This is a genomic window from Paraburkholderia sediminicola (genome assembly GCF_046026895.1).
Taxonomy (GTDB): domain Bacteria; phylum Pseudomonadota; class Gammaproteobacteria; order Burkholderiales; family Burkholderiaceae; genus Paraburkholderia; species Paraburkholderia sediminicola_C.
Genome location: NZ_JAQQEU010000069.1, coordinates 17,437 through 38,011, shown reverse-complemented (window position 1 = coordinate 38,011; position 20,575 = coordinate 17,437). Strand labels below are relative to the sequence as shown.

At 58.8% G+C, this 20,575-nt stretch carries 33 protein-coding genes; all 33 read right to left on the bottom strand.

Going from position 1 to position 20,575, the window contains the following annotated elements:
• Positions 1 to 1,870: protein-disulfide reductase DsbD (gene dsbD, locus PQR02_RS31865; RefSeq protein WP_408241040.1), on the bottom strand; the 1,870-nt coding region annotated here is incomplete at its 3' end.
• Positions 1,863 to 2,195, bottom strand: coding sequence for a divalent-cation tolerance protein CutA (cutA, locus tag PQR02_RS31860; protein ID WP_408241037.1), 333 nt, complete (start codon positions 2,193 to 2,195; stop codon positions 1,863 to 1,865). The genes cutA and dsbD, both read right to left, overlap by 8 nt.
• 183 nt (positions 2,196 to 2,378) lie before the next feature.
• Positions 2,379 to 2,771 carry a 50S ribosomal protein L17 gene (gene rplQ / locus PQR02_RS31855; RefSeq protein WP_408241034.1) on the bottom strand — a complete coding sequence of 131 codons (393 nt, stop codon included), beginning with the start codon at positions 2,769 to 2,771 and terminating at the stop codon, positions 2,379 to 2,381.
• Positions 2,772 to 2,939: 168 nt separating this feature from the next.
• Positions 2,940 to 3,917 carry a DNA-directed RNA polymerase subunit alpha gene (locus PQR02_RS31850; RefSeq protein WP_149672977.1) on the bottom strand — a complete coding sequence of 326 codons (978 nt, stop codon included), beginning with the start codon at positions 3,915 to 3,917 and terminating at the stop codon, positions 2,940 to 2,942.
• A 124-nt stretch (positions 3,918 to 4,041) separates the two neighbouring features.
• Positions 4,042 to 4,665: a 30S ribosomal protein S4 gene (rpsD, locus tag PQR02_RS31845; RefSeq protein WP_341314099.1), complete on the bottom strand. Its 624-nt coding sequence runs from the start codon at positions 4,663 to 4,665 to the stop codon at positions 4,042 to 4,044.
• A 147-nt stretch (positions 4,666 to 4,812) separates the two neighbouring features.
• Positions 4,813 to 5,217, bottom strand: coding sequence for a 30S ribosomal protein S11 (gene rpsK, locus PQR02_RS31840; protein ID WP_006052224.1), 405 nt, complete (start codon positions 5,215 to 5,217; stop codon positions 4,813 to 4,815).
• A gap of 28 nt (positions 5,218 to 5,245) precedes the next feature.
• Entirely contained in the window at positions 5,246 to 5,611 is a 366-nt protein-coding gene (gene rpsM / locus PQR02_RS31835; protein WP_012434566.1) for a 30S ribosomal protein S13, read from the bottom strand.
• Positions 5,612 to 5,652: 41 nt separating this feature from the next.
• Positions 5,653 to 5,769 (bottom strand): 50S ribosomal protein L36, encoded by a 117-nt coding sequence (rpmJ, locus tag PQR02_RS31830; RefSeq protein WP_004199844.1) that lies wholly within the window; start codon positions 5,767 to 5,769, stop codon positions 5,653 to 5,655.
• 20 nt (positions 5,770 to 5,789) lie between these two features.
• Complete coding sequence (infA, locus tag PQR02_RS31825) at positions 5,790 to 6,008, bottom strand: translation initiation factor IF-1 (protein ID WP_004521905.1); 219 nt, start codon at positions 6,006 to 6,008, stop codon at positions 5,790 to 5,792.
• 8 nt (positions 6,009 to 6,016) lie between these two features.
• A complete protein-coding gene (gene secY / locus PQR02_RS31820; RefSeq protein WP_408241029.1) occupies positions 6,017 to 7,363 on the bottom strand; it encodes a preprotein translocase subunit SecY in 1,347 nt (448 codons plus the stop codon).
• 46 nt (positions 7,364 to 7,409) lie between these two features.
• On the bottom strand, positions 7,410 to 7,844 hold the full coding sequence (rplO, locus tag PQR02_RS31815) for a 50S ribosomal protein L15 (protein ID WP_075303261.1): 435 nt from the start codon (positions 7,842 to 7,844) through the stop codon (positions 7,410 to 7,412).
• Positions 7,845 to 7,873: 29 nt separating this feature from the next.
• Positions 7,874 to 8,056, bottom strand: a complete 183-nt coding sequence (gene rpmD / locus PQR02_RS31810; RefSeq protein ID WP_149672975.1) for a 50S ribosomal protein L30 — start codon at positions 8,054 to 8,056, stop codon at positions 7,874 to 7,876.
• A gap of 10 nt (positions 8,057 to 8,066) precedes the next feature.
• Positions 8,067 to 8,585 carry a 30S ribosomal protein S5 gene (rpsE, locus tag PQR02_RS31805; RefSeq protein WP_006052219.1) on the bottom strand — a complete coding sequence of 173 codons (519 nt, stop codon included), beginning with the start codon at positions 8,583 to 8,585 and terminating at the stop codon, positions 8,067 to 8,069.
• 14 nt (positions 8,586 to 8,599) lie between these two features.
• Positions 8,600 to 8,965 (bottom strand): 50S ribosomal protein L18, encoded by a 366-nt coding sequence (gene rplR / locus PQR02_RS31800; protein WP_408241024.1) that lies wholly within the window; start codon positions 8,963 to 8,965, stop codon positions 8,600 to 8,602.
• A 12-nt stretch (positions 8,966 to 8,977) separates the two neighbouring features.
• Entirely contained in the window at positions 8,978 to 9,508 is a 531-nt protein-coding gene (rplF, locus tag PQR02_RS31795; protein ID WP_028199570.1) for a 50S ribosomal protein L6, read from the bottom strand.
• 18 nt (positions 9,509 to 9,526) lie between these two features.
• Entirely contained in the window at positions 9,527 to 9,922 is a 396-nt protein-coding gene (rpsH, locus tag PQR02_RS31790; protein ID WP_006052216.1) for a 30S ribosomal protein S8, read from the bottom strand.
• Between the two features lie 14 nt (positions 9,923 to 9,936).
• Positions 9,937 to 10,242: a 30S ribosomal protein S14 gene (rpsN, locus tag PQR02_RS31785; RefSeq protein WP_006052215.1), complete on the bottom strand. Its 306-nt coding sequence runs from the start codon at positions 10,240 to 10,242 to the stop codon at positions 9,937 to 9,939.
• Positions 10,243 to 10,249: 7 nt separating this feature from the next.
• Positions 10,250 to 10,789 carry a 50S ribosomal protein L5 gene (gene rplE / locus PQR02_RS31780; protein ID WP_149672974.1) on the bottom strand — a complete coding sequence of 180 codons (540 nt, stop codon included), beginning with the start codon at positions 10,787 to 10,789 and terminating at the stop codon, positions 10,250 to 10,252.
• A 17-nt stretch (positions 10,790 to 10,806) separates the two neighbouring features.
• Complete coding sequence (rplX, locus tag PQR02_RS31775; RefSeq protein ID WP_042329258.1) at positions 10,807 to 11,115, bottom strand: 50S ribosomal protein L24; 309 nt, start codon at positions 11,113 to 11,115, stop codon at positions 10,807 to 10,809.
• Positions 11,116 to 11,124: 9 nt separating this feature from the next.
• Positions 11,125 to 11,493, bottom strand: a complete 369-nt coding sequence (gene rplN, locus PQR02_RS31770; protein ID WP_006052212.1) for a 50S ribosomal protein L14 — start codon at positions 11,491 to 11,493, stop codon at positions 11,125 to 11,127.
• A 290-nt stretch (positions 11,494 to 11,783) separates the two neighbouring features.
• Positions 11,784 to 12,056 carry a 30S ribosomal protein S17 gene (gene rpsQ / locus PQR02_RS31765; protein WP_007180129.1) on the bottom strand — a complete coding sequence of 91 codons (273 nt, stop codon included), beginning with the start codon at positions 12,054 to 12,056 and terminating at the stop codon, positions 11,784 to 11,786.
• Positions 12,053 to 12,247, bottom strand: a complete 195-nt coding sequence (gene rpmC / locus PQR02_RS31760) for a 50S ribosomal protein L29 (RefSeq protein ID WP_007180130.1) — start codon at positions 12,245 to 12,247, stop codon at positions 12,053 to 12,055. The genes rpsQ and rpmC overlap by 4 nt, the downstream gene beginning before the upstream one ends.
• Positions 12,248 to 12,257: 10 nt before the next feature.
• Positions 12,258 to 12,674 carry a 50S ribosomal protein L16 gene (gene rplP, locus PQR02_RS31755; RefSeq protein ID WP_042329259.1) on the bottom strand — a complete coding sequence of 139 codons (417 nt, stop codon included), beginning with the start codon at positions 12,672 to 12,674 and terminating at the stop codon, positions 12,258 to 12,260.
• 2 nt (positions 12,675 to 12,676) lie between these two features.
• On the bottom strand, positions 12,677 to 13,483 hold the full coding sequence (gene rpsC / locus PQR02_RS31750) for a 30S ribosomal protein S3 (protein WP_012434570.1): 807 nt from the start codon (positions 13,481 to 13,483) through the stop codon (positions 12,677 to 12,679).
• A gap of 11 nt (positions 13,484 to 13,494) precedes the next feature.
• The gene (rplV, locus tag PQR02_RS31745) at positions 13,495 to 13,827 is read right to left on the bottom strand and encodes a 50S ribosomal protein L22 (RefSeq protein WP_007180133.1); all 333 of its coding nucleotides are present in this window, start codon (positions 13,825 to 13,827) and stop codon (positions 13,495 to 13,497) included.
• 7 nt (positions 13,828 to 13,834) lie between these two features.
• Positions 13,835 to 14,110 (bottom strand): 30S ribosomal protein S19, encoded by a 276-nt coding sequence (gene rpsS / locus PQR02_RS31740; protein WP_004199273.1) that lies wholly within the window; start codon positions 14,108 to 14,110, stop codon positions 13,835 to 13,837.
• A 10-nt stretch (positions 14,111 to 14,120) separates the two neighbouring features.
• Positions 14,121 to 14,948, bottom strand: a complete 828-nt coding sequence (gene rplB, locus PQR02_RS31735) for a 50S ribosomal protein L2 (RefSeq protein WP_149672973.1) — start codon at positions 14,946 to 14,948, stop codon at positions 14,121 to 14,123.
• A 2-nt stretch (positions 14,949 to 14,950) separates the two neighbouring features.
• Positions 14,951 to 15,265 (bottom strand): 50S ribosomal protein L23, encoded by a 315-nt coding sequence (rplW, locus tag PQR02_RS31730; RefSeq protein ID WP_007180135.1) that lies wholly within the window; start codon positions 15,263 to 15,265, stop codon positions 14,951 to 14,953.
• A complete protein-coding gene (rplD, locus tag PQR02_RS31725; RefSeq protein WP_007180136.1) occupies positions 15,262 to 15,882 on the bottom strand; it encodes a 50S ribosomal protein L4 in 621 nt (206 codons plus the stop codon). The genes rplW and rplD overlap by 4 nt, the downstream gene beginning before the upstream one ends.
• Complete coding sequence (rplC, locus tag PQR02_RS31720) at positions 15,882 to 16,541, bottom strand: 50S ribosomal protein L3 (protein ID WP_007180137.1); 660 nt, start codon at positions 16,539 to 16,541, stop codon at positions 15,882 to 15,884. Before rplC ends, rplD begins: the two co-directional genes overlap by 1 nt.
• A gap of 200 nt (positions 16,542 to 16,741) precedes the next feature.
• Positions 16,742 to 17,053, bottom strand: coding sequence for a 30S ribosomal protein S10 (gene rpsJ / locus PQR02_RS31715; RefSeq protein ID WP_006998489.1), 312 nt, complete (start codon positions 17,051 to 17,053; stop codon positions 16,742 to 16,744).
• A gap of 125 nt (positions 17,054 to 17,178) precedes the next feature.
• Positions 17,179 to 18,369: an elongation factor Tu gene (tuf, locus tag PQR02_RS31710; protein ID WP_149672963.1), complete on the bottom strand. Its 1,191-nt coding sequence runs from the start codon at positions 18,367 to 18,369 to the stop codon at positions 17,179 to 17,181.
• Positions 18,370 to 18,417: 48 nt separating this feature from the next.
• On the bottom strand, positions 18,418 to 20,520 hold the full coding sequence (fusA, locus tag PQR02_RS31705; protein WP_408241017.1) for an elongation factor G: 2,103 nt from the start codon (positions 20,518 to 20,520) through the stop codon (positions 18,418 to 18,420).
• Positions 20,521 to 20,575 lie beyond the last annotated feature (55 nt).

Below are 20,575 nucleotides of genomic sequence, written 5' to 3'. Positions count from 1 at the left end.
AAGCCCCCGAAGCCGCGGCCCGATCTAGCGTGCGCAAGAACTTATCCGCAGACTCATATCCCACTACTCGCAACACCTCCTTCCCCCCCTGATCGAAGAAAATGATGCCTGGCGGACCGAACAGGCTGAAGCGCTTGAGCAACGTTTGATCGTCGGCATTGTTCGCGGTGACATCGGCGCGCAGCAGGTTCATCTGCTTTAATTTCGCCTGAACGCGCGGGTCGCTGAAGGTGAATTTCTCCATCTCCTTGCAACTCACGCACCAGTCCGCGTAGAAATCGAGCATGGCGGGCTGCGCCGCTGTTTTGACGGCTTGATCGAGCTCATTCGATGAGCGGACCGGGGCAAATGTCAGCTCGCTGTGCGGCGCCGCAGCTGTCGGATTGGCGCCGTTGGTGACGGCAGCCTCTCCGCCTCGCGAAGCCAACACGGCAAGCGGTCGCAGCGGATCGGTGGATCCAGCTGCCAGACCGACCAGCAATACCGCCGCCCAAACGGCCAACGCCGCGCCGATCCCACGGCCAAGCCTGCGCCAGATGGGGGCGCCGGCAATCGGCGCCGCGAACAACCCGAGCGAGGCTGCGGCGACCAGTAACCAAAGCGCGCTCAACAACATCGTCGCAACCGCGCCCAGCACCGGCCAAACAATCCACAGCGCGGCGGCAAGCAGCACGACGCCGAAGAACACCTTGACGCCATCCATCCAGGCACCCGCGCGCGGAAGAAGCGTGCCGGCGCCAAGACCCACGATCAGCAGCGGCACGCCGAGCCCCATGCCCATTGAGAACAGCGCCGCACCGCCGAGCAAGGCGTCGCCCGTGTGCGCGATAAACGCCAGCACCGCGAAAAGCGGAGCGGTCATGCACGCGCCGACCACCAGCGCGGACAACGCGCCCATCACGGCGACCGCGGCGAACTTGCCGCCCGAGCCGGGCGTCGATGCACGCGACACACCGTCCTGCCAACGTTGAGGCAGCGCCATGTCGAAACCCGCGATCAGCGTCAACGCAAAAATCGTCAGCAGGACACCGAAGGCGCCGAGTACCCAAGGGTTTTGCAACCATGCGCCCAGGCTCTGCCCTATGAGCGCCGCCGCGACGCCGAGCGCCGTATACACGAGCGCCATCCCGATCACGTACGCCAGTGACAACGCGAAACCGCGCGCACGCGTCACCCGCGCGCCTTCGCCGATGATGATCGCTGACAGAATCGGAATCATCGGATACGAGCACGGCAGCAGGCTGAGCACGGCCCCAGCGACAAAATAAAGTCCGATGATGGCGAAGAAGCCGCCCCGCTGGAGCAGCGATTGCGCGTAATCGACACTCGTGGCGCGCTCGTACCACGGCTCGTCGGCCGCGACGGAGTGCTGCGTGGCTGTAGGAGCCGCCGCAGCCCCGGCGGGCTGCAAGGCCGCGCCGCCTACATGGTAGACGCGCTCCATCGGCGGATAGCAAATGCCAGCATCGGCGCAGCCCTGCGACGTCACAGCCAGATCGAACGGCGCCGCCGCCTGCTTGACCGGAATCCGGATCACCAGCTCATTGCGATAGGTCTCGACGTTCTTATTAAAGGTCTGATCGAACTTGACGTGGCCGGCCGGCAATTGCGGCTCGCCGATCGTGGCCGTGCGGTTGCGCGTCGCAAAAGCAAAGCGCTCGCGGTACATGTAGTAGCCGTCGGCGATCTTGTACGTCACGACGACTTCACCGGGCTTCTCGGCCGCGCTGAATTTGAACGCAACGGCGGGATCGAGGAAATCGTCCGCGGCACGGGCAAGCGTGCCGAACTGCATCAAGGTTGCACAGCCGAGCAGGAAAAATACGATGCGCAGCGCGTGGCGCGCACATCGGTCGAGACCGTTAAACATGGAGAGAGCGTTGGGTTTCAACAGTGATCCACTGGCCGTACGCGGCTGATGTCGTCGCTTGCCATGAAAGGATTTCCGGCGTGTCGTAGGGATGGTGAGCCAGAATGAACTGCTCGAGCTCCAGCGCGCGTGCGGCGCTCGTCTTGAACAGCAGCTGCAGCTCCTGCGCTGTTTCGAGCGCCCCCTGCCAGTGATAGCTGGACTGCGCACTGCCCAACTGGGTGACGCAAGCGCACAAACGCGCGGCCAGCGCATCTGCGGTGAGCTTCTCAGCCACGGCCGCATCCGGCACCGTAGTCAGAATCAAGGTCACATCTACACTCACAAAAAACTCCCGCGACGCACGAATCAGGTGCCGATATCGTATCACCTGACCTTGGGGCGAAGCAGTCCGTCGCCGAAGCGCGGATGTGGCATTTGGCTACAGCGAACGGCCGTCGCAACGCATGGCTCGCCACAAACAAAAAAGCCAGGCTGTGCGCCTGGCTCTTTCTCGATGCGAAAAAGCTTACTCAGCTTCTTGCACTTCGACTTCTTCAACTTCCGGACGGTCGAGCAGTTCGACCAGTGCCATCGGTGCGTTGTCGCCGACGCGGAAGCCGAACTTCAGGACGCGCAGGTAGCCGCCCGGACGGGTAGCGTAACGCGGGCCGAGAACTTCGAACAGCTTCGTGACCGAGTCACGATCGCGCAGGCGGTTGAACGCCAGACGACGATTTGCCAGCGACGGCTTCTTGCCGAGCGTCATGAGCGGTTCGACAACTTTACGGAGTTCCTTCGCCTTCGGCAGCGTGGTCTTGATGACTTCGTGCTCGATCAGCGAGTTCGACATATTACGGAGCATTGCCAGACGGTGGCTGCTCGTGCGGTTCAGTTTCCGCAAACCATGACGGTGACGCATGTTAATTCCTTCGATTCAAAGTTTTGGTCCAGCTCTTCTATCGCTCTCGATCTACCCGAAGTAGTGAGTGCACGGGCCGGTAGTGAAAAAGACAAGACGCGGATTTTAAAGGAAAATCCGCGTCTTTGCCAGTTCAGCGGCGGTCTCTGTCCCCGATTAGCGCCCGACTTACTTGTCCAGACCTGCCGGCGGCCAGTTTTCGAGCTTCATACCGAGCGTCAAACCGCGCGAAGCCAAGACTTCCTTGATTTCGTTCAGCGACTTGCGGCCCAGATTCGGCGTCTTGAGCAGCTCGTTTTCCGTACGCTGGATCAGGTCACCGATGTAGTAGATGTTCTCGGCCTTGAGGCAATTCGCGGAACGAACCGTCAATTCGAGATCATCAACCGGACGCAACAGGATCGGATCGATCTGCGGCGCACGCGACGGGGCTTCAGCCGTTGCTTCGGTGCCTTCCAGTGCGGCGAACACCGACAGCTGATCGACCAGAATGCGAGCCGATTGACGGATCGCTTCTTCCGGCGAGATCACACCGTTGGTTTCGATGTTCATCACGAGCTTGTCGAGGTCGGTGCGCTGTTCGACGCGAGCGCTTTCAACTGCGTAGCTCACGCGGCGCACCGGCGAGAACGACGCGTCCAGCACGATGCGGCCGATGATTTTGGCCGAGTCTTCGCCATAACGACGCACGTTGCCCGGCACATAACCGCGGCCCTTTTCCACCTTGATCTGCACGTCGAGCTTACCACCCTTCGACAGATGCGCGATCACGTGATCCGGGTTGATCACTTCGCAATCGTGCGCGAGTTCGATGTCGCCTGCGGTGACAACGCCTTCGCCGTCCTTGCGCAGCGTAACCGTCACTTCATCACGGTTATGCAGCTTGAACACGACGCCTTTCAGGTTCAACAACAGGTTGACCACATCCTCTTGCACACCGTCGAGCGTCGAATACTCATGTACGACGCCTGCAATCGTCACTTCGGTCGGCGCATAGCCCACCATCGACGACAGCAGCACGCGCCGGAGCGCGTTACCCAAGGTGTGGCCATAACCGCGTTCAAACGGTTCCATGACCACTTTCGCGTGGCTCTCGCCAAGCGATTCAACTGCGATGATCTTGGGCTTCAACAAACTGGTTTGCATAGGTTTTCCTTTTCAATACCCTCGGCTCGTTACACCGATAAGGCTGACCGGTAACAACCTGAAAATAAACAGCCGAGACGCCCCCTTGCGCAATGCAATCAGGGTGCCCCGGCCGTTAATCCGATTACCGCGAATACAATTCGACGATCAGGCTTTCGTTAATATCGCCAGCGATGTCGCTGCGTTCCGGCTTCTGCTTGAACGTGCCTTCGAACTTCTTCGAGTCGACCGCGACCCAGCTCGGCAGTCCGCCTTGCTCGGCCAGCGACAGCGCTTCGAGAATACGAGCCTGCTTCTTCTTCTGTTCGCGCACAGCGACGACGTCACCTGCCTTCACTTGCATCGACGGAATGTTCGACACGACGCCGTTCACCACGATCGCCTTGTGGCTCACGAGCTGACGTGCTTCGGCGCGTGTCGAGCCGAAGCCCATGCGATACACGACGTTGTCCAGACGCGATTCAAGCAACTGCAGCAGGTTTTCACCCGTGTTGCCCTTCAGGCGGTCGGCTTCAGCGAAGTAACGGCGGAATTGACGCTCGAGCACACCGTAAATGCGCTTCACTTTTTGCTTTTCGCGCAGTTGCGTGCCGTAGTCGGACGTACGCGCACCCGAGGTGCGGCCATGTTGGCCAGGCTTGCTGTCAAGTTTGCACTTGTCGGCAAGCGAACGACGGGCGCTCTTCAGGAAGAGGTCAGTGCCTTCACGGCGGGACAGCTTGGCCTTAGGGCCGATATAACGTGCCACGTTGATTCCTTCTATGATTAGTCACGCGAACATACCGACTCGCGCTAGTCCGAACCCTTTGGGTCGAACGGTGGGCTTAGTCAATTCAATAGCGCAAGCAGCCTGCCGCCGCGCGGGGCGGTAACAGGCGCTCGCAAAACTAGCGTCTTAGATACGACGACGCTTCGGCGGACGGCAGCCGTTGTGCGGGACCGGTGTCACGTCGGAGATCGCGGTGATCTTGATACCAAGACCATGCAACGCGCGCACCGCCGACTCACGGCCAGGACCGGGGCCCTTGATCCGCACTTCGAGGTTCTTCACGCCGTATTCCATCGCCACGCGGCCAGCCGACTCGGCTGCCACCTGAGCTGCAAACGGGGTTGATTTACGCGAACCCTTGAAGCCCTGACCACCCGACGTTGCCCAGGCAAGAGCATTGCCTTGACGATCGGTGATCGTGATGATGGTGTTGTTGAACGACGCGTGAACGTGAACCACGCCCTCGGCGACGTTCTTCTTGACCTTCTTGCGAACGCGTTGCGCCGCGGAGTTGTTCGAAGCCTTAGCCATTACGTTTTCCTGTAACTGTCAGTTCCGCTTACTTCTTCAGCGATTGCGCTGCACGACGCGGACCCTTGCGCGTACGGGCATTCGTACGCGTACGTTGGCCGCGCAGGGGCAAGCCCTTACGATGCCGCACGCCACGGTAGCAGCCGAGATCCATCAGGCGCTTGATGTTCATCGTCGTTTCACGGCGCAGATCGCCTTCAACGATGAACTTGCCGACTTCTTCACGCAGCTTTTCGAGGTCTGCGTCGTTCAGGTCTTTGACCTTCTTCGAAAATGCCACACCAGCAGCGACGCAAATGTCGCGCGAGCGCGTGCGGCCGACACCGTAAATAGCCGTCAGGCCGATTTCAGTATGCTGGTGATTCGGGATGTTAACCCCTGCGATACGAGCCATTGTTTTTCCTCAAACAAAAAGCGCAAGCAAAAGCGCGGCGTTCAGCCTTGACGCTGTTTGTGGCGCGGATCAGAGCTGCAAATCACGCGCACAACGCCTTTGCGCTTGATGATCTTGCAATTGCGGCAAATGCGCTTAACCGATGCCATCACTTTCATGATATTACCCTTTTTTCAAATCACTTCGCCCGGAACACGATCCGCGCACGCGACAGATCGTAAGGCGTCAATTCAACCGTCACCTTGTCGCCCGGCAAAATTCGGATGTAATGCATCCGCATTTTGCCGGATATGTGTCCCAATACGACATGGCCGTTTTCCAGCTTCACCCTGAAGGTAGCGTTAGGCAGGTTTTCGATGACTTCACCCTGCATCTGGATAACATCGTCTTTGGCCATAAGTCCTTTCAACGCATCGGGACGCCGCCGCCTTTGAAATTAGCTTTCTTCAGCAGCGATTCATACTGTTGCGACATAACGTACGACTGCACCTGCGCCATGAAATCCATTGTGACGACGACAATGATCAGCAGCGACGTTCCACCAAAATAAAACGGCACGTTCCAGCGCAGCACCAGAAACTCGGGCAGCAGACAAACAAACACGATGTAGATCGCACCGGCCAGCGTCAGACGCGTGAGGATGCGGTCGATGTATCGCGCGGTTTGATCGCCCGGGCGGATACCTGGGACGAAAGCGCCACTCTTTTTCAGGTTGTCGGCCGTTTCCCTGCTGTTGAACACCAGTGCGGTGTAGAAGAAGCAAAAGAAGACGATCGCCAACGCGTACAGCAACACATACACTGGTTGACCGGGCTTGATAGCTTCGGCCACGTTGTGCAACGTGTCTGCGAACCAGCTGGCACGCGACCCCGAACTAAACCAGTTCAGGATAGTTGCCGGGAAGAGAATGATCGACGATGCAAAGATCGGCGGAATCACGCCCGACATGTTCAGCTTCAGCGGCAGATGCGAAGACTGTCCGCCGTAAATCTTGTTACCGACTTGCCGCTTGGCGTAATTCACCAGAATCTTGCGCTGGCCGCGTTCGATGAACACCACCAGATACGTCACAGCAGCAATCAGCGCGACCACGATAATCGCCGAGATGATGCTCATCGAGCCGGTTCGCACCAGTTCGAAAAGACCACCGATTGCGTTCGGGAAACCCGCCGCAATACCGCCGAAAATGATGATCGAGATACCGTTGCCAAGCCCGCGCTCCGTGATCTGCTCACCCAGCCACATCAGGAACATCGTGCCGGTCACCAGCGTCACGACCGTCGTCAACCGAAACACCATCCCCGGATCGATCACCAGGCCCGGCTGATTTTCCAGTGCAACGGCAATGCCGAATGCCTGGAACGTCGCCAGCAGGACCGTAAAGATACGCGTGTACTGCGTAATCTTCCGTTGACCCGCCTGCCCTTCCTTTTTCAGCGCTTCGAGTTGCGGCGAGACAATCGCCAGCAACTGCATGATGATCGACGCCGAAATGTACGGCATGATCCCCAGCGCAAAAATCGTGAACCGCGAAAGTGCACCACCCGAAAACATGTTGAACATGCCAAGGATGCCGCCCGACTGGCTTTGGAACAACTTTGCCAGCTGGTCCGGGTCAATACCCGGCACCGGAATGTGCGCGCCGATACGGTAGACGATCAACGCCAGCAGCAGGAATACTGCACGCCGACGCAGATCGCCGAACTTCGCCGCGCTGCGACCGGGTTTTGCGAGACTCGGGCTGTTAGCCAAGTACCTTCTCCGATGCAAATGCTAGTGACGGCAAATAACTTGCGCGTTACTCGGCAAAAGAGCCGCCGGCCGCTTCGATAGCAGCGCGCGCACCCTTCGTCGCACCCAGACCCTTCACAACGACCTTGCGCTTGAGCTCGCCCGTCGCGATGATCTTGGCGCTCCTGATCAGCTCGCCAACCAGGCCGGCTTGCTTCAGAGCCAGCAGATCGATTTCGTCGACCGGCAGCTTTTCCAGATCCGAGAGACGCACTTCACCGACGAACTCCTTCGTCAGCGAGGTAAAGCCACGCTTCGGCAGGCGACGTTGCAGCGGCATTTGACCGCCTTCGAAGCCAACCTTGTGAAAGCCGCCCGACCGCGACTTCTGACCCTTGTGACCACGGCCAGCGGTTTTGCCGAGGCCGGAGCCGATGCCGCGACCAACGCGACGCTTTGCGTGCTTCGCGCCTTCAGCCGGCTTCAGGTTATTCAATTCCATTATCAACTCCTTGAGTCCTGGTCAGCCGCTTAGCTGATGACCTTAACGAGGTATGAAACCTTGTTGATCATGCCGCGCACAGCCGGCGTGTCCTGCAACTCGCTAACCGAGTTGAGTCGGCGCAGGCCCAAGCCACGCACTGTTGCACGGTGCGTATCACGGGTGCCGATCAGGCTCTTGACGAGCTGGACCTTGACAGTTTTATCAGACATGGTGTCCACCTTAGCCCAGAATATCTTCGACGGACTTGCCGCGCTTCGCCGCGATATCACCCGGCGTCGACTGCTTGCGCAGACCGTCGAGCGTTGCACGAACGAGGTTGTACGGGTTCGTCGAACCGTGGCTCTTGGCCACAACGTTCTGCACGCCCATCACGTCGAACACTGCACGCATCGGACCGCCAGCGATCACACCGGTACCGTCCTTCGCCGGAGCGAGGAGAACCATCGATGCGCCGTGCTTACCGTGCACTTCGTGTTGCAGGGTACCGTTCTTCAGCGGCACCTTGAACATGTTGCGGCGAGCCTGTTCCATCGCCTTCTGAACAGCGACCGGCACTTCCTTCGCCTTGCCCTTGCCCATACCGACGCGGCCATCACCGTCGCCGACCACGGTCAGCGCCGCGAAGCCGAGAATCCGACCACCCTTCACGACCTTGGTCACGCGGTTGACCGAAATCATTTTTTCACGAAGGCCGTCGTCGCGTTCGTCAGCCTGAACTTTCGCTTGCATCTTTGCCATGACGAATTCTTCCCTTAGAACTTGAGTCCGGCTTCGCGCGCCGCATCAGCCAGCGCTTTCACGCGGCCGTGGTAACGGAAACCCGAACGGTCGAAGGCGACGGATTCGATGCCGGCAGCCTTAGCCTTTTCTGCAATGCGCTTGCCGATCAGGGTCGCTGCAGCGACGTTGCCGCCCTTGCCCGTCTGATCAGCCAGTTGCGCACGCACATCGGCTTCGAGCGTCGACGCGCTGGCGAGCACCTTGGTGCCGCACGGCGAGAACACTTGCGCATAGATGTGCGTGTTCGTGCGATGCACGGCGAGACGCGCGACCTGCAGCTCAGCGATCTTGATACGCGTCTGACGAGCGCGGCGCAGGCGAGATTGAGTCTTATCCATGATTGCGCACCCTTACTTCTTCTTCGTTTCTTTGAGGATCACAACCTCATTGGCGTAACGCACACCCTTGCCCTTGTAGGGCTCCGGCGGACGATAGCCGCGCACTTCTGCAGCGACCTGGCCAACTTGTTGCTTATTGATCCCCTTGATCACGATTTCGGTTTGCGTCGGGGTTTCAGCCTTGACGCCTTCCGGCATCTGGTGCACCACGGGGTGCGAGAAACCCAGCGACAGGTTCAGCTTGTCGCCTTGCGCTTGTGCGCGGTAACCGACGCCAACCAGCGTCAGCTTGCGCTCGAAACCCTTCGTCACACCGTTCACCATGTTCGCAACCAGTGCTCGCATCGTGCCCGACATCGCATTCGCTTCGCGGCTTTCGTCAACCGGCTCGAACTTCAGCGTGCCGTTGTCGTTCACCACCTTCACCAAGCTGTTGGCAGCCTGCGAAATCGTACCCAGCGGGCCCTTGACGGTAATGCGTTCGTCGCTCAGGGCCACTTCTGCGCCTTGCAGCGCGATCGGGCTTTTACCTACTCGAGACATGTTTCTCTCCTTTCGGCCTTAAGCGACGTAGCAGATGACTTCGCCGCCAACGCCCGTTGCACGCGCCTTGCGGTCCGTCATCACGCCCTTCGGCGTCGACACGATTGCCACGCCGAGGCCATTCATGACCACGGGGATGTCGTTACGGCCGCGGTACACGCGCAGACCAGGCTTCGAAACGCGTTCAATGCGTTCGATGACCGGACGGCCAGCGTAGTACTTCAACACGATGTTCAATTCAGACTTCGCACCTTCGGACTTCACTGCGAAATCATCGATATAGCCTTCGTCCTTCAGGACTTGCGCAATCGCAACCTTGACTTTCGACGAGGGCATAGTCACCGAGACTTTCTCAACCATCTGCGCATTGCGGATGCGAGTCAGCATATCGGCGATAGGATCACTCATACTCATTTACGTTTCTCCTATTACCAGCTCGCCTTGGTCAGGCCAGGGATCTCGCCGCGGAACGCGATTTCGCGAATCTTGTTACGCGCCAGCCCGAATTTACGGAACGTACCGCGCGGACGACCGGTAATTGCGCAGCGGTTGCGCTTACGGGTCGGGTTAGAGTTGCGCGGCAGTTGTTGCAGTTCCAGACGTGCTGCGTAATGCTCTTCGTCCGACTTGCTCATATCGCCAATGATCGCCTTCAACTCTGCACGCTTAGGAGCGTACTTAGCAGCGAGGCGAGCACGCTTCTTTTCACGTTCGATCAGTGCCAGTTTAGCCACGGTAACCTCAGTTTCTGAACGGGAACTTGAAGCTGGCGAGCAGAGCCTTTGCTTCGTCGTCGGTCTTCGCAGTTGTCGTGATGCTGATGTTCAGCCCACGCAGTGCGTCGATCTTGTCGTAGTCGATTTCGGGGAAAATGATCTGCTCTTTCACACCGATGTTGTAGTTGCCGCGACCGTCGAACGCACGACCCGACACGCCACGGAAGTCGCGCACACGGGGGAGCGCGACCGTCACGAAACGGTCCAGAAATTCGTACATTGCCTGACCACGCAACGTGACCATTGCACCGATCGGATAGCCCTGACGGATCTTGAAGCCAGCGATTGCCTTGCGCGCCTTCGTAATCACCGGCTTCTGGCCTGCGATCTTCGTCAGGTCGCCAACGGCGTTTTCGATGATCTTCTTGTCAGCGATCGCTTCGCCAAGGCCCATGTTCAGGGTGATCTTGGTGATGCGCGGCACTTCCATCACGGACTTGTAACCGAACTTCTCGATGAGGCCGGGTACAACCTTTTCTTTGTAAAACTCTTGCAAACGAGCCATTTTTTTACTCCGCAGCGTCAGGCGCTCAGCTCGGCACCAGTCGTCTTAAGGAAACGGACCTTCTTGTCCCCTTCGACCTTGATGCCTACACGCGACGCCTTGCCATTCGCGTCGACCAATGCGACGTTCGAAATTTGCAGCGGCATCGTCTTGGCTTCCACACCGCCCGTCGTACCCTTCATCGGGTTCGGCTTGACGTGCTTCTTGACGAGGTTGATACCCTCGACAACAACCTTGCCTTCGCCAACGGACAGCACGACGCCGCGCTTGCCTTTATCTTTGCCGGTGATGACGATAACTTCGTCACCTTTGCGAATCTTGTTCATCGCGACTCCTTACAACACTTCAGGTGCCAGCGAGACGATCTTCATGAATCGTTCGCTGCGCAACTCGCGCGTGACAGGCCCGAAAATACGGGTGCCAATAGGTTCGAGCTTGGCATTCAACAACACAGCGGCGTTGCCATCGAACTTGATCAGCGAGCCGTCCTGACGGCGCACGCCCTTGGCGGTGCGAACCACCACGGCGTTATAAATTTCGCCTTTCTTCACGCGCCCGCGCGGCGTTGCTTCTTTGACGGTCACCTTGATGATGTCGCCAATGCTGGCATAACGACGCTTCGAGCCGCCGAGCACCTTGATGCACATGACTTCACGCGCACCCGTGTTGTCGGCCACTTCAAGCCGAGTTTCGGTCTGGATCATGGTTTATCTTTCCCAACTTAATCCGGTCACACCACCATGGCGTACCCGGTCAGTCTTGGTCCCGTCAGCCAATCGGCTGCTTGGGTTAGAACAGCAGCGACGGCAAACGAAACCCGCCATCGCAATCCGGTGAATCCTTCGGAACAGGCTGGCGCCCGAACCGCTTCCCCCACCAACTTCGCCCGCGACGGGGCTCCCATAAAAGAGGGAAGACCGAGATCATATCATACAATCCCGGTCTTGCAAGCGAAACTTACTGCGATTTCAATTACTTCTACAACTTTGCGGCGTCAGATGACGCGAGCTGCCTCGACCAGGCGAGCCACAACCCAAGCTTTCGTCTTCGAAATCGGACGCGTTTCCTGGATTTCAACGAGGTCGCCCTCGTTGTATGTGTTCGCATCGTCGTGCGCGTGGTACTTCTTCGAACGCACAACGTACTTGCCGTAGATCGGGTGCTTCACGCGGTGCTCGACCAGCACGGTGACCGTCTTGTCCATCTTGTTGCTGACGACCTTGCCGACCAGCGTCCGCTTGAGCGAGGTTTTTACGCTATCGTTCATTTCTGGTTCGCCTTCTCAGTCAGGACGGTCCGCACACGTGCGATGTCGCGACGGACCTTCTTCAGCTGGCTCGTGTTGGTGAGCTGCTGGGTCGCGAGTTGCATGCGCAGGCCGAATTGCGCCTTCAGCAGGTCCGACAGCTCCTTGTTGAGCGCGGCCTGATCTTTCTGGTGAAGTTCGGAAGCCTTCATCATTTGCTCCTTAGGCGCCGAGCTGACGCACGATAAACGTCGTCTTCAGCGGCAGCTTAGCTGCAGCCAGACGGAACGCTTCGCGTGCCAGCTCTTCGGTTACGCCGTCCATTTCGTACAGCATCTTGCCCGGTTGAATCTCTGCGACGTAGTACTCAGGGTTACCCTTACCGTTACCCATACGTACTTCAGCCGGCTTGTGCGAGATCGGCTTGTCCGGGAAGATGCGGATCCAGATGCGGCCACCACGCTTGATGTGACGCGTCATTGCACGACGCGCCGCTTCAATCTGGCGCGCGGTCAAGCGACCACGACCGACAGCCTTCAGGCCGAACTCACCGAACGACACCGCGTTGCCGCGGGTAGCAATACCGGTGTTACGACCCTTCTGCTCTTTGCGATACTTTCTGCGTTTCGGTTGCAGCATCGTTATTCTCCAGTCTTCCCGTCGCCGCCGGCACCGCCAGCACGACGAGGAGCGCCGCGGCGTGCACCTGCCGGGCCACCACCTTCACCATCGCGACGCGGACGGCGATCGCCTCCCGGACGTGCGTTGCGGCGCGGACGCTTTTCTTCGGCGACTTCTTCAACCACCGGTGCGTCGTTGCGGCCGAGCGTGTCGCCCTTGTAGACCCACACCTTGACGCCGATGATGCCGTACGTCGTCTTTGCTTCCGACGTTGCGTAGTCGATATCTGCACGCAGCGTATGAAGCGGCACGCGACCTTCGCGATACCATTCCGTACGGGCGATTTCGATGCCGTTCAAGCGGCCGGCGCTCATGATCTTGATGCCTTGAGCACCCAGACGCATGGCGTTTTGCATCGCACGCTTCATCGCGCGGCGGAACATGATCCGGCGCTCGAGCTGTTGCGTGATCGAATCAGCGATCAGTTGCGCATCGGTTTCCGGCTTGCGGATTTCTTCGATGTTGACGTGAACCGGGACGCCCATGCGCTTTTGCAGCTCGGACTTAAGCAGTTCAATGTCTTCACCCTTCTTACCGATCACGACCCCCGGACGCGAGCTGAAAATCGTGATGCGCGCGTTCTTTGCAGGACGCTCAATCACAACGCGGCCGACGGACGCGTTTTTCAGCTTCTTCTTCAGGTATTCACGAACACCGATGTCTTCCTGCAACATCGCCGCGAAATTGTTGTTGTTCGCGTACCAACGCGACGCCCAATTGCGGCTGACGGCCAAACGGAAGCCAGTCGGATGAATTTTCTGTCCCATCGTATGACCCCTTAATTCCCGACCGTCACAGTGATGTGACAGGATTGCTTCTCGATGCGGTTACCGCGGCCCTTCGCGCGAGCGGTGAAACGCTTGAGCGACGCAGCCTTGTCGATGTAGATGCTCGTGATCTTGAGCTCATCGATATCGGCGCCTTCGTTATGCTCCGCATTCGCGATCGCCGACAGCACGACCTTTTTCACGATTCCCGCAGCCTTCTTCGGCGAGAACGTCAGAACGTTCAGCGCCTTGTCGACCGGCAAACCGCGGATCTGGTCAGCCACAAGGCGCGTTTTCTGCGCCGAGATGCGGGCACCGCGATGAATTGCTTTCACTTCCATCATGAGCCCCTTATTTCTTAGCCTTCTTGTCGGCTGCGTGACCCTTGAACGTACGGGTCAATGCAAACTCGCCAAGCTTGTGGCCGACCATGTTTTCCGAGATGTACACCGGAACGTGTTGACGGCCGTTATGAACAGCGATCGTCAGACCGATGAAATCCGGGAGGATCGTCGAGCGACGCGACCAGGTTTTGATCGGCTTCTTATCCCGCGAAGCTGCTGCCGCCTCAACTTTCTTCAGCAAATGGGCGTCGCAGAACGGACCTTTTTTTACAGAACGTGCCATTGCCTACTCCTTAACGCTTGTGACGGCGCTGGACGATCATGCTCGTCGTGCGCTTGTTGCTGCGGGTGCGATAACCCTTAGCAGGCGTGCCCCACGGGCTCACCGGATCGCGACCTGCAGCCGTCTTGCCTTCACCACCACCGTGCGGGTGATCGACCGGGTTCATTGCAACGCCACGTACCGTCGGGCGGATACCGCGCCAGCGGTTCGCGCCAGCCTTACCGATTTGACGGAGACTGTGCTCTTCGTTGCCAACTTCACCAATCGTCGCGCGGCATTCAACGTGAACGCGGCGGATTTCACCCGAGCGCAGGCGGACCTGTGCGTAGATGCCTTCACGAGCCAGCAACATCGCCGACGTACCAGCCGAACGCGCCATTTGCGCGCCCTTGCCCGGCAGCATTTCGATGCAGTGGATCGTCGTACCGACCGGAATGTTGCGGATCGGCAGCGTGTTGCCTGCGCGGATCGGCGCTTCCGAACCCGACATCAGTTGCTGGCCGACGGTAATACCCTTCGGAGCAATGATGTAACGGCGCTCGCCGTCTGCGTACAGAACCAGCGCGATGTTCGCGCTACGGTTCGGATCGTACTCGAGACGTTCGACCTTAGCCGGAATGCCATCCTTCGTGCGACGGAAATCGACGACACGATAGTGATGCTTGTGACCACCACCCTTGTGGCGGGTAGTGATGTGACCGTTGTTGTTACGGCCAGCGGTCGAAGATTGCGAGTCGAGCAGCGCTGCGAACGGCTTGCCCTTATGCAGATCCTTGTTGACCACCTTGACCATCGCGCGGCGGCCCGGCGAGGTCGGCTTAACTTTAACGATTGCCATGATTACTTGGCCTCCGCTTCAAAGTTGATTTCCTGGCCGGGCTTCAGGCAGACGTACGCCTTTTTCACGTCCTTGCGCTTGCCCATGAAGCGGCCAAAGCGCTTGGCTTTGCCCTTCGAGACCAGCACGTTGACGGAATTGACTTCCACCTTGAACAGCAGCTCGACTGCGGCTTTCACTTCCTGCTTCGTGGCATCGGGCGCGACTTCGAACACAACTTGCTCGTTCTTGTCGGCCACCAGCGTCGCCTTTTCGGAGATCACCGGCGCGAGCAGGACCTGCATCAAACGATGATCGTTCTTGCGAATCTCGCTCATGACAGCAACTCCTCGATCTGGGCGACCGCAGCCTTCGTGATCAGGATCTTCTTGAAGTAGATCAGCGACAGCGGGTCGGCGTAACGCGGCTCGACAACTGCCACATGGGCGAGATTGCGGGACGCGAGGTACAGGTTTTCGTCAACCGTGTCGGTAATCACCAGCACGGAGTCGAGACCCATCGCCTTGAATTTTTCGGCCAGCAGCTTCGTCTTCGGCGCTTCGAGCGTCAGCTCGTCGACCACCGAGATGCGGCCTTCGCGGGCCAGCTGCGAGAAGATCGAGCAGAGACCTGCGCGATGCATCTTCTTGTTGACCTTGTGCGAAAAGTTTTCTTCCGGCGAATTCGGGAAGATCCGGCCACCGCCGCGCCACAATGGGCTCGACGACATACCGGCACGGGCGCGGCCCGTACCCTTCTGGCGCCACGGCTTCTTGGTCGTGTGCTTGACTTGCTCACGGTCCTTCTGCGCGCGGTTGCCGCTACGGGCATTCGCTTGATACGCCACCACTACCTGGTGAATCAGGGCTTCGTTGTAATCGCGGCCGAACACGACGTCCGACGCGCTAACGCCTGCACCTTCCTGACCATTGGCATTCAGGAGCTTAAGTTCCATTATTTCGCTCCTTTCACGGCACGCGTCTTCACGGCCGGCGTAACGAATACCTTGCCACCCTTCGCACCCGGAACGGCGCCCTTGACCAACAACAGCTTGCGGTCGGCGTCGATACGAGCGATTTCGAGGTTTTGCACCGTTACCGTGTCGTCACCCATGTGACCGGTCATGCGCTTACCCGGGAAAACACGACCCGGATCCTGCGCCATACCGATCGAACCCGGCACGTTGTGCGAGCGCGAGTTACCGTGCGAAGCACGGCCGGACGCGAAGTTGTAACGCTTGATGGTACCGGCGTAGCCCTTACCAATCGACACGCCTTGCACGTCGACCTTCTGGCCTACTTCGAACAGGTCGGGACCGACCACGGTGCCGTTCGACAACTCGGCAGCCTTGGCAGCATCGATCTGGAATTCTTTGAGGATTTCACCGGCTTGAACACCGGCTTTGGCGAGATGACCGGCCAACGGCTTCGTCACGCGCGATGCACGGCGCGTACCGAATGCAACCTGCACGGCCGTGTAGCCGTCGGTTTCAACAGTCTTGATCTGCGTCACGCGGTTGTCGGACACGTCCAGCACGGTAACGGGAATCGAATCCCCTTCTGCCGTGAAGATACGGGTCATGCCAACCTTGCGACCTACGAGTCCAAGGCTCATCGTTTTCTCCATTCCCGACTGCGATTGGTCGGGGCTAATTTACAAAATGCCGATGCCGTTTCGGGCGTGAAATCACGCTGCAGCACACCGACTTTTTTGCGCAAATGCGCGAAAAGCCTTGCATTATAGCGAGGCTTTTCGTTTTCCGCAAGCAATCAATGACTTAGCGCTGTCCGGTGACCCGGACAACCTTGAAAGCCTTACTGCAGCTTGATTTCAACGTCTACGCCAGCCGGCAGATCGAGCTTCATCAGCGCGTCGACGGTCTTGTCCGTCGGATCAACGATGTCCATCAGGCGTTGGTGCGTACGAATTTCGAGCTGATCGCGCGATGTCTTGTTGACGTGCGGCGAACGCAGGATGTCGAAGCGTTGAATGCGGGTCGGCAGGGGCACCGGACCACGAACGATAGCGCCAGTCCGCTTTGCCGTGTCGACGATCTCAGCTGCTGATTGATCGATCAGACGATAGTCGAAAGCCTTCAGGCGAATGCGGATTTTCTGGTTCTGCATGACAATTCCTTGGAAAGAGCGAGGCGGTATTGCGCCGCCAGATAGAAAAAGAACGTAGAGCCGAGTGCCCGCCGGGGCCGGCGCCCGGCTCCGGGCACCACTTGCTGCAAGTTCAAGCTTTGATTTTACTCGAGAATCTTGGCAACCACACCTGCGCCGACGGTACGGCCGCCTTCGCGGATTGCGAAACGCAGGCCTTCTTCCATCGCGATCGGGTTGATCAGCTTCACCGTGATCGACACGTTGTCGCCCGGCATGACCATTTCCTTGTCCTTCGGCAACTCGATCGAGCCCGTCACGTCCGTTGTACGGAAGTAGAACTGCGGACGATAGTTGTTGAAGAACGGCGTGTGACGGCCACCTTCGTCCTTGCTCAGCACGTACACTTCAGCCGTGAAATGCGTGTGCGGGTTGATCGAACCCGGCTTCGCCAGAACCTGGCCACGCTCCACGTCTTCACGCTTCGTGCCGCGCAGCAGGATACCGACGTTGTCGCCTGCCTGACCTTGGTCGAGCAGCTTGCGGAACATTTCCACGCCCGTGCAGGTCGTCTTCACCGTCGGCTTGATACCGACGATTTCGATTTCTTCGCCGACCTTGACGACGCCGCGCTCAACCCGACCCGTCACCACCGTGCCACGACCCGAGATCGAGAACACGTCTTCCACCGGCATCAGGAACGTGCCATCCACTGCGCGCTCCGGCGTCGGAATGTACGTGTCCAGCGCGTCAGCCAGGTTCATGATCGCCACTTCGCCCAGCTCGCCCTTGTCGCCTTCCAGCGCCAGCTTGGCCGAACCCTTGATGATCGGCGTGTCGTCGCCCGGGAAGTCGTACTTCGACAGAAGTTCGCGAACTTCCATCTCGACCAGCTCCAGCAGCTCAGCGTCGTCCACCATGTCGCACTTGTTCAGGAACACGATGATGTACGGAACGCCAACCTGGCGCGCCAGCAGGATGTGCTCACGCGTTTGCGGCATCGGGCCGTCTGCGGCCGAGCACACCAGGATCGCGCCGTCCATCTGCGCCGCGCCCGTGATCATGTTCTTCACATAGTCAGCGTGGCCCGGGCAGTCGACGTGTGCGTAGTGGCGGTTCGCCGTTTCGTACTCGACGTGTGCCGTGTTGATCGTGATACCACGCGCCTTTTCTTCCGGCGCCGCGTCGATCTGGTCGTATGCCTTCGCTTCGCCGCCGAACTTCTGCGTCAGAACCGTCGTGATCGCTGCCGTCAGCGTGGTCTTGCCGTGGTCAACGTGACCGATCGTGCCGACGTTCACGTGCGGCTTGGTCCGTTCGAATTTACCTTTAGCCATGTTTCTCTTCTTTCAAAAAGTTAATCGTTGAATGACTTTGCCGCGCGATTACTTCGACTTGGCGTTGATGATCGCTTCCGACACGTTACGCGGTGCTTCGGAGTAGTGCTTGAACTCCATCGTGTACGTTGCACGACCCTGGGTCAGCGAACGCAGCGACGTCGAGTAACCAAACATTTCCGACAGCGGCACTTCAGCACGAACGATCTTGCCGCCGCCGACCATATCGTCCATGCCCTGAACGATACCGCGACGACCCGACAGGTCGCCCATCACGTTGCCCATGTAGTCTTCCGGCGTTTCGACTTCGACGGCCATCATCGGTTCGAGGATGACCGGTTGAGCCTTGCGCATTGCTTCCTTGAACGCCATCGAACCCGCCATGCGGAACGCATTTTCGTTCGAGTCGACGTCGTGGTACGAACCGAACGTCAGGTGAACCTTCACGTCAACGACCGGGAAGCCTGCCAGCACGCCAGCCTTCAGCGTTTCCTGGATACCCTTGTCGACTGCCGGGATGTATTCACGCGGAATCACACCGCCCTTGATCTCGTCCAGGAACTCGTAGCCCTTGCCCTGCTCGTTCGGCTCGAGCGTGATGACCGCGTGACCGTACTGGCCGCGACCACCCGACTGCTTGACGAACTTGCCGTCGACATCTTCCGCCTTGCCGCGAATCGTTTCGCGGTAAGCCACTTGCGGCTTGCCAACCGTTGCTTCGACGCCGAACTCACGGCGCATCCGGTCAACCAGAATTTCGAGGTGGAGCTCGCCCATGCCCGAAATAATGGTTTGACCCGATTCTTCGTCCGTTTGAACGCGGAACGACGGATCTTCCTGAGCCAGGCGGTTCAGCGCCAGACCCATCTTTTCCTGGTCCGGCTTCGTCTTCGGCTCAACTGCCTGCGAAATCACCGGCTCCGGGAAAATCATGCGCTCGAGCACGATCGGGTTTTGCGGATCGCACAGCGTGTCGCCCGTCGTTGCGTCCTTCAGGCCGACTGCAGCAGCGATGTCGCCTGCGCGGACTTCCTTGATTTCTTCGCGCTGGTTCGCGTGCATCTGCAGAATACGACCCAGACGTTCCTTCTTGTCCTTGGTCGCGTTCAGCACGGTGTCGCCCGAATTCACAATGCCCGAGTACACGCGGAAGAAGATCAGCTGACCGACGAACGGGTCCGTCATGATCTTGAATGCCAGTGCCGAGAACTTTTCGTCGTCGGCAGCGCGGCGCTCACCTTGCTCGCCGTTTTCCAGCTCGCCGGTAACCGGCGGGATGTCGATCGGCGACGGCAGGAAGTCGAGCACGGCGTCCAGCATGCGTTGCACACCCTTGTTCTTAAACGCGGTGCCGCACAGCATCGGCTGGATTTCGCAAGCGATCGTGCGATCGCGCAGACCCTTGATGATTTCCGCTTCAGAGAGCTCGCCCTCTTCCAGGTACTTGTTCATCAGGTCTTCGCTCGACTCAGCAGCCGCCTCGACCATCTTCTCGCGCCACTCGTTGCACGACTCGAGCAGTTCCGCCGGGATTTCTTCGTACGAGAACTTCGTGCCTTGCGACGCGTCGTCCCAAATGATCGCCTTCATCTTCATCAGATCGACGACGCCCGTGAAGTTTTCTTCCGCGCCGATAGGCACCACGACCGGAACCGGGTTCGCCTTCAGGCGCAGCTTGAGCTGGTCGTAGACCTTGAAGAAGTTCGCGCCGGTACGGTCCATCTTGTTGATGAACGCGAGACGGGGAACCTTGTACTTGTTTGCCTGACGCCACACGGTTTCCGACTGGGGCTGCACGCCGCCCACTGCGCAATAAACCATGCACGCGCCGTCGAGCACGCGCATCGAGCGCTCGACTTCAATCGTGAAGTCGACGTGGCCCGGGGTGTCGATGATGTTGATGCGGTGCTCAGCGCGGTCGCCGGCCATGCCTTTCCAGAACGCCGTGGTAGCAGCGGACGTGATCGTGATGCCGCGTTCCTGCTCCTGCTCCATCCAGTCCATGGTGGCAGCGCCGTCGTGAACTTCACCAATCTTGTGGTTCACGCCGGTGTAGAACAGGATGCGCTCGGTCGTCGTCGTTTTGCCGGCGTCGATGTGAGCGCTAATACCGATGTTACGGTAGCGCTCGATAGGTGTCTTGCGAGCCACTTTGATCCTCTATTGGGATGACGCGATGCGAGAAAATACCCATCGCGCTGTAACA

Bases quoted from the DNA above. Each gene is read 5' to 3' on its own strand.
- rplW (WP_007180135.1), bottom strand. From the start codon at position 15,265: ATGAGCGAGATTCGCAAGAACGATCATCGTTTGATGCAGGTCCTGCTC.
- rplR (WP_408241024.1), bottom strand. From the start codon at position 8,965: ATGGATAAGACTCAATCTCGCCTGCGCCGCGCTCGTCAGACGCGTATC.
- rplE (WP_149672974.1), bottom strand. From the start codon at position 10,789: ATGGCTCGTTTGCAAGAGTTTTACAAAGAAAAGGTTGTACCCGGCCTC.
- rplD (WP_007180136.1), bottom strand. From the start codon at position 15,882: ATGGAACTTAAGCTCCTGAATGCCAATGGTCAGGAAGGTGCAGGCGTT.
- rpsQ (WP_007180129.1), bottom strand. From the start codon at position 12,056: ATGAACGATAGCGTAAAAACCTCGCTCAAGCGGACGCTGGTCGGCAAG.
- rpsC (WP_012434570.1), bottom strand. From the start codon at position 13,483: ATGGGACAGAAAATTCATCCGACTGGCTTCCGTTTGGCCGTCAGCCGC.
- PQR02_RS31850 (WP_149672977.1), bottom strand. From the start codon at position 3,917: ATGCAAACCAGTTTGTTGAAGCCCAAGATCATCGCAGTTGAATCGCTT.
- rplX (WP_042329258.1), bottom strand. From the start codon at position 11,115: ATGAACAAGATTCGCAAAGGTGACGAAGTTATCGTCATCACCGGCAAA.
- rplQ (WP_408241034.1), bottom strand. From the start codon at position 2,771: ATGCGTCACCGTCATGGTTTGCGGAAACTGAACCGCACGAGCAGCCAC.
- rpsK (WP_006052224.1), bottom strand. From the start codon at position 5,217: ATGGCTAAGGCTTCGAACAACTCCGCGGCGCAACGCGTTCGCAAGAAG.
- rplP (WP_042329259.1), bottom strand. From the start codon at position 12,674: ATGCTGCAACCGAAACGCAGAAAGTATCGCAAAGAGCAGAAGGGTCGT.
- rpmD (WP_149672975.1), bottom strand. From the start codon at position 8,056: ATGTCTGATAAAACTGTCAAGGTCCAGCTCGTCAAGAGCCTGATCGGC.
- rpsH (WP_006052216.1), bottom strand. From the start codon at position 9,922: ATGAGTATGAGTGATCCTATCGCCGATATGCTGACTCGCATCCGCAAT.
- infA (WP_004521905.1), bottom strand. From the start codon at position 6,008: ATGGCCAAAGACGATGTTATCCAGATGCAGGGTGAAGTCATCGAAAAC.
- rplF (WP_028199570.1), bottom strand. From the start codon at position 9,508: ATGTCTCGAGTAGGTAAAAGCCCGATCGCGCTGCAAGGCGCAGAAGTG.
- rpsS (WP_004199273.1), bottom strand. From the start codon at position 14,110: ATGGCACGTTCTGTAAAAAAAGGTCCGTTCTGCGACGCCCATTTGCTG.
- rplC (WP_007180137.1), bottom strand. From the start codon at position 16,541: ATGAGCCTTGGACTCGTAGGTCGCAAGGTTGGCATGACCCGTATCTTC.
- rplO (WP_075303261.1), bottom strand. From the start codon at position 7,844: ATGGAATTGAATAACCTGAAGCCGGCTGAAGGCGCGAAGCACGCAAAG.
- rpsJ (WP_006998489.1), bottom strand. From the start codon at position 17,053: ATGCAGAACCAGAAAATCCGCATTCGCCTGAAGGCTTTCGACTATCGT.
- rplB (WP_149672973.1), bottom strand. From the start codon at position 14,948: ATGGCAATCGTTAAAGTTAAGCCGACCTCGCCGGGCCGCCGCGCGATG.
- rpmC (WP_007180130.1), bottom strand. From the start codon at position 12,247: ATGAAGGCTTCCGAACTTCACCAGAAAGATCAGGCCGCGCTCAACAAG.
- rpsM (WP_012434566.1), bottom strand. From the start codon at position 5,611: ATGGCTCGTATCGCAGGGGTTAACATCCCGAATCACCAGCATACTGAA.
- rplN (WP_006052212.1), bottom strand. From the start codon at position 11,493: ATGATCCAGACCGAAACTCGGCTTGAAGTGGCCGACAACACGGGTGCG.
- rpmJ (WP_004199844.1), bottom strand. From the start codon at position 5,769: ATGAAAGTGATGGCATCGGTTAAGCGCATTTGCCGCAATTGCAAGATC.
- rpsE (WP_006052219.1), bottom strand. From the start codon at position 8,585: ATGGCAAAGATGCAAGCGAAAGTTCAGGCTGACGAACGCGACGACGGC.
- rplV (WP_007180133.1), bottom strand. From the start codon at position 13,827: ATGATGGAAGTGAAAGCAATTCATCGCGGTGCCCGCATCTCGGCGCAG.
- tuf (WP_149672963.1), bottom strand. From the start codon at position 18,369: ATGGCTAAAGGTAAATTCGAACGGACCAAGCCGCACGTGAACGTCGGC.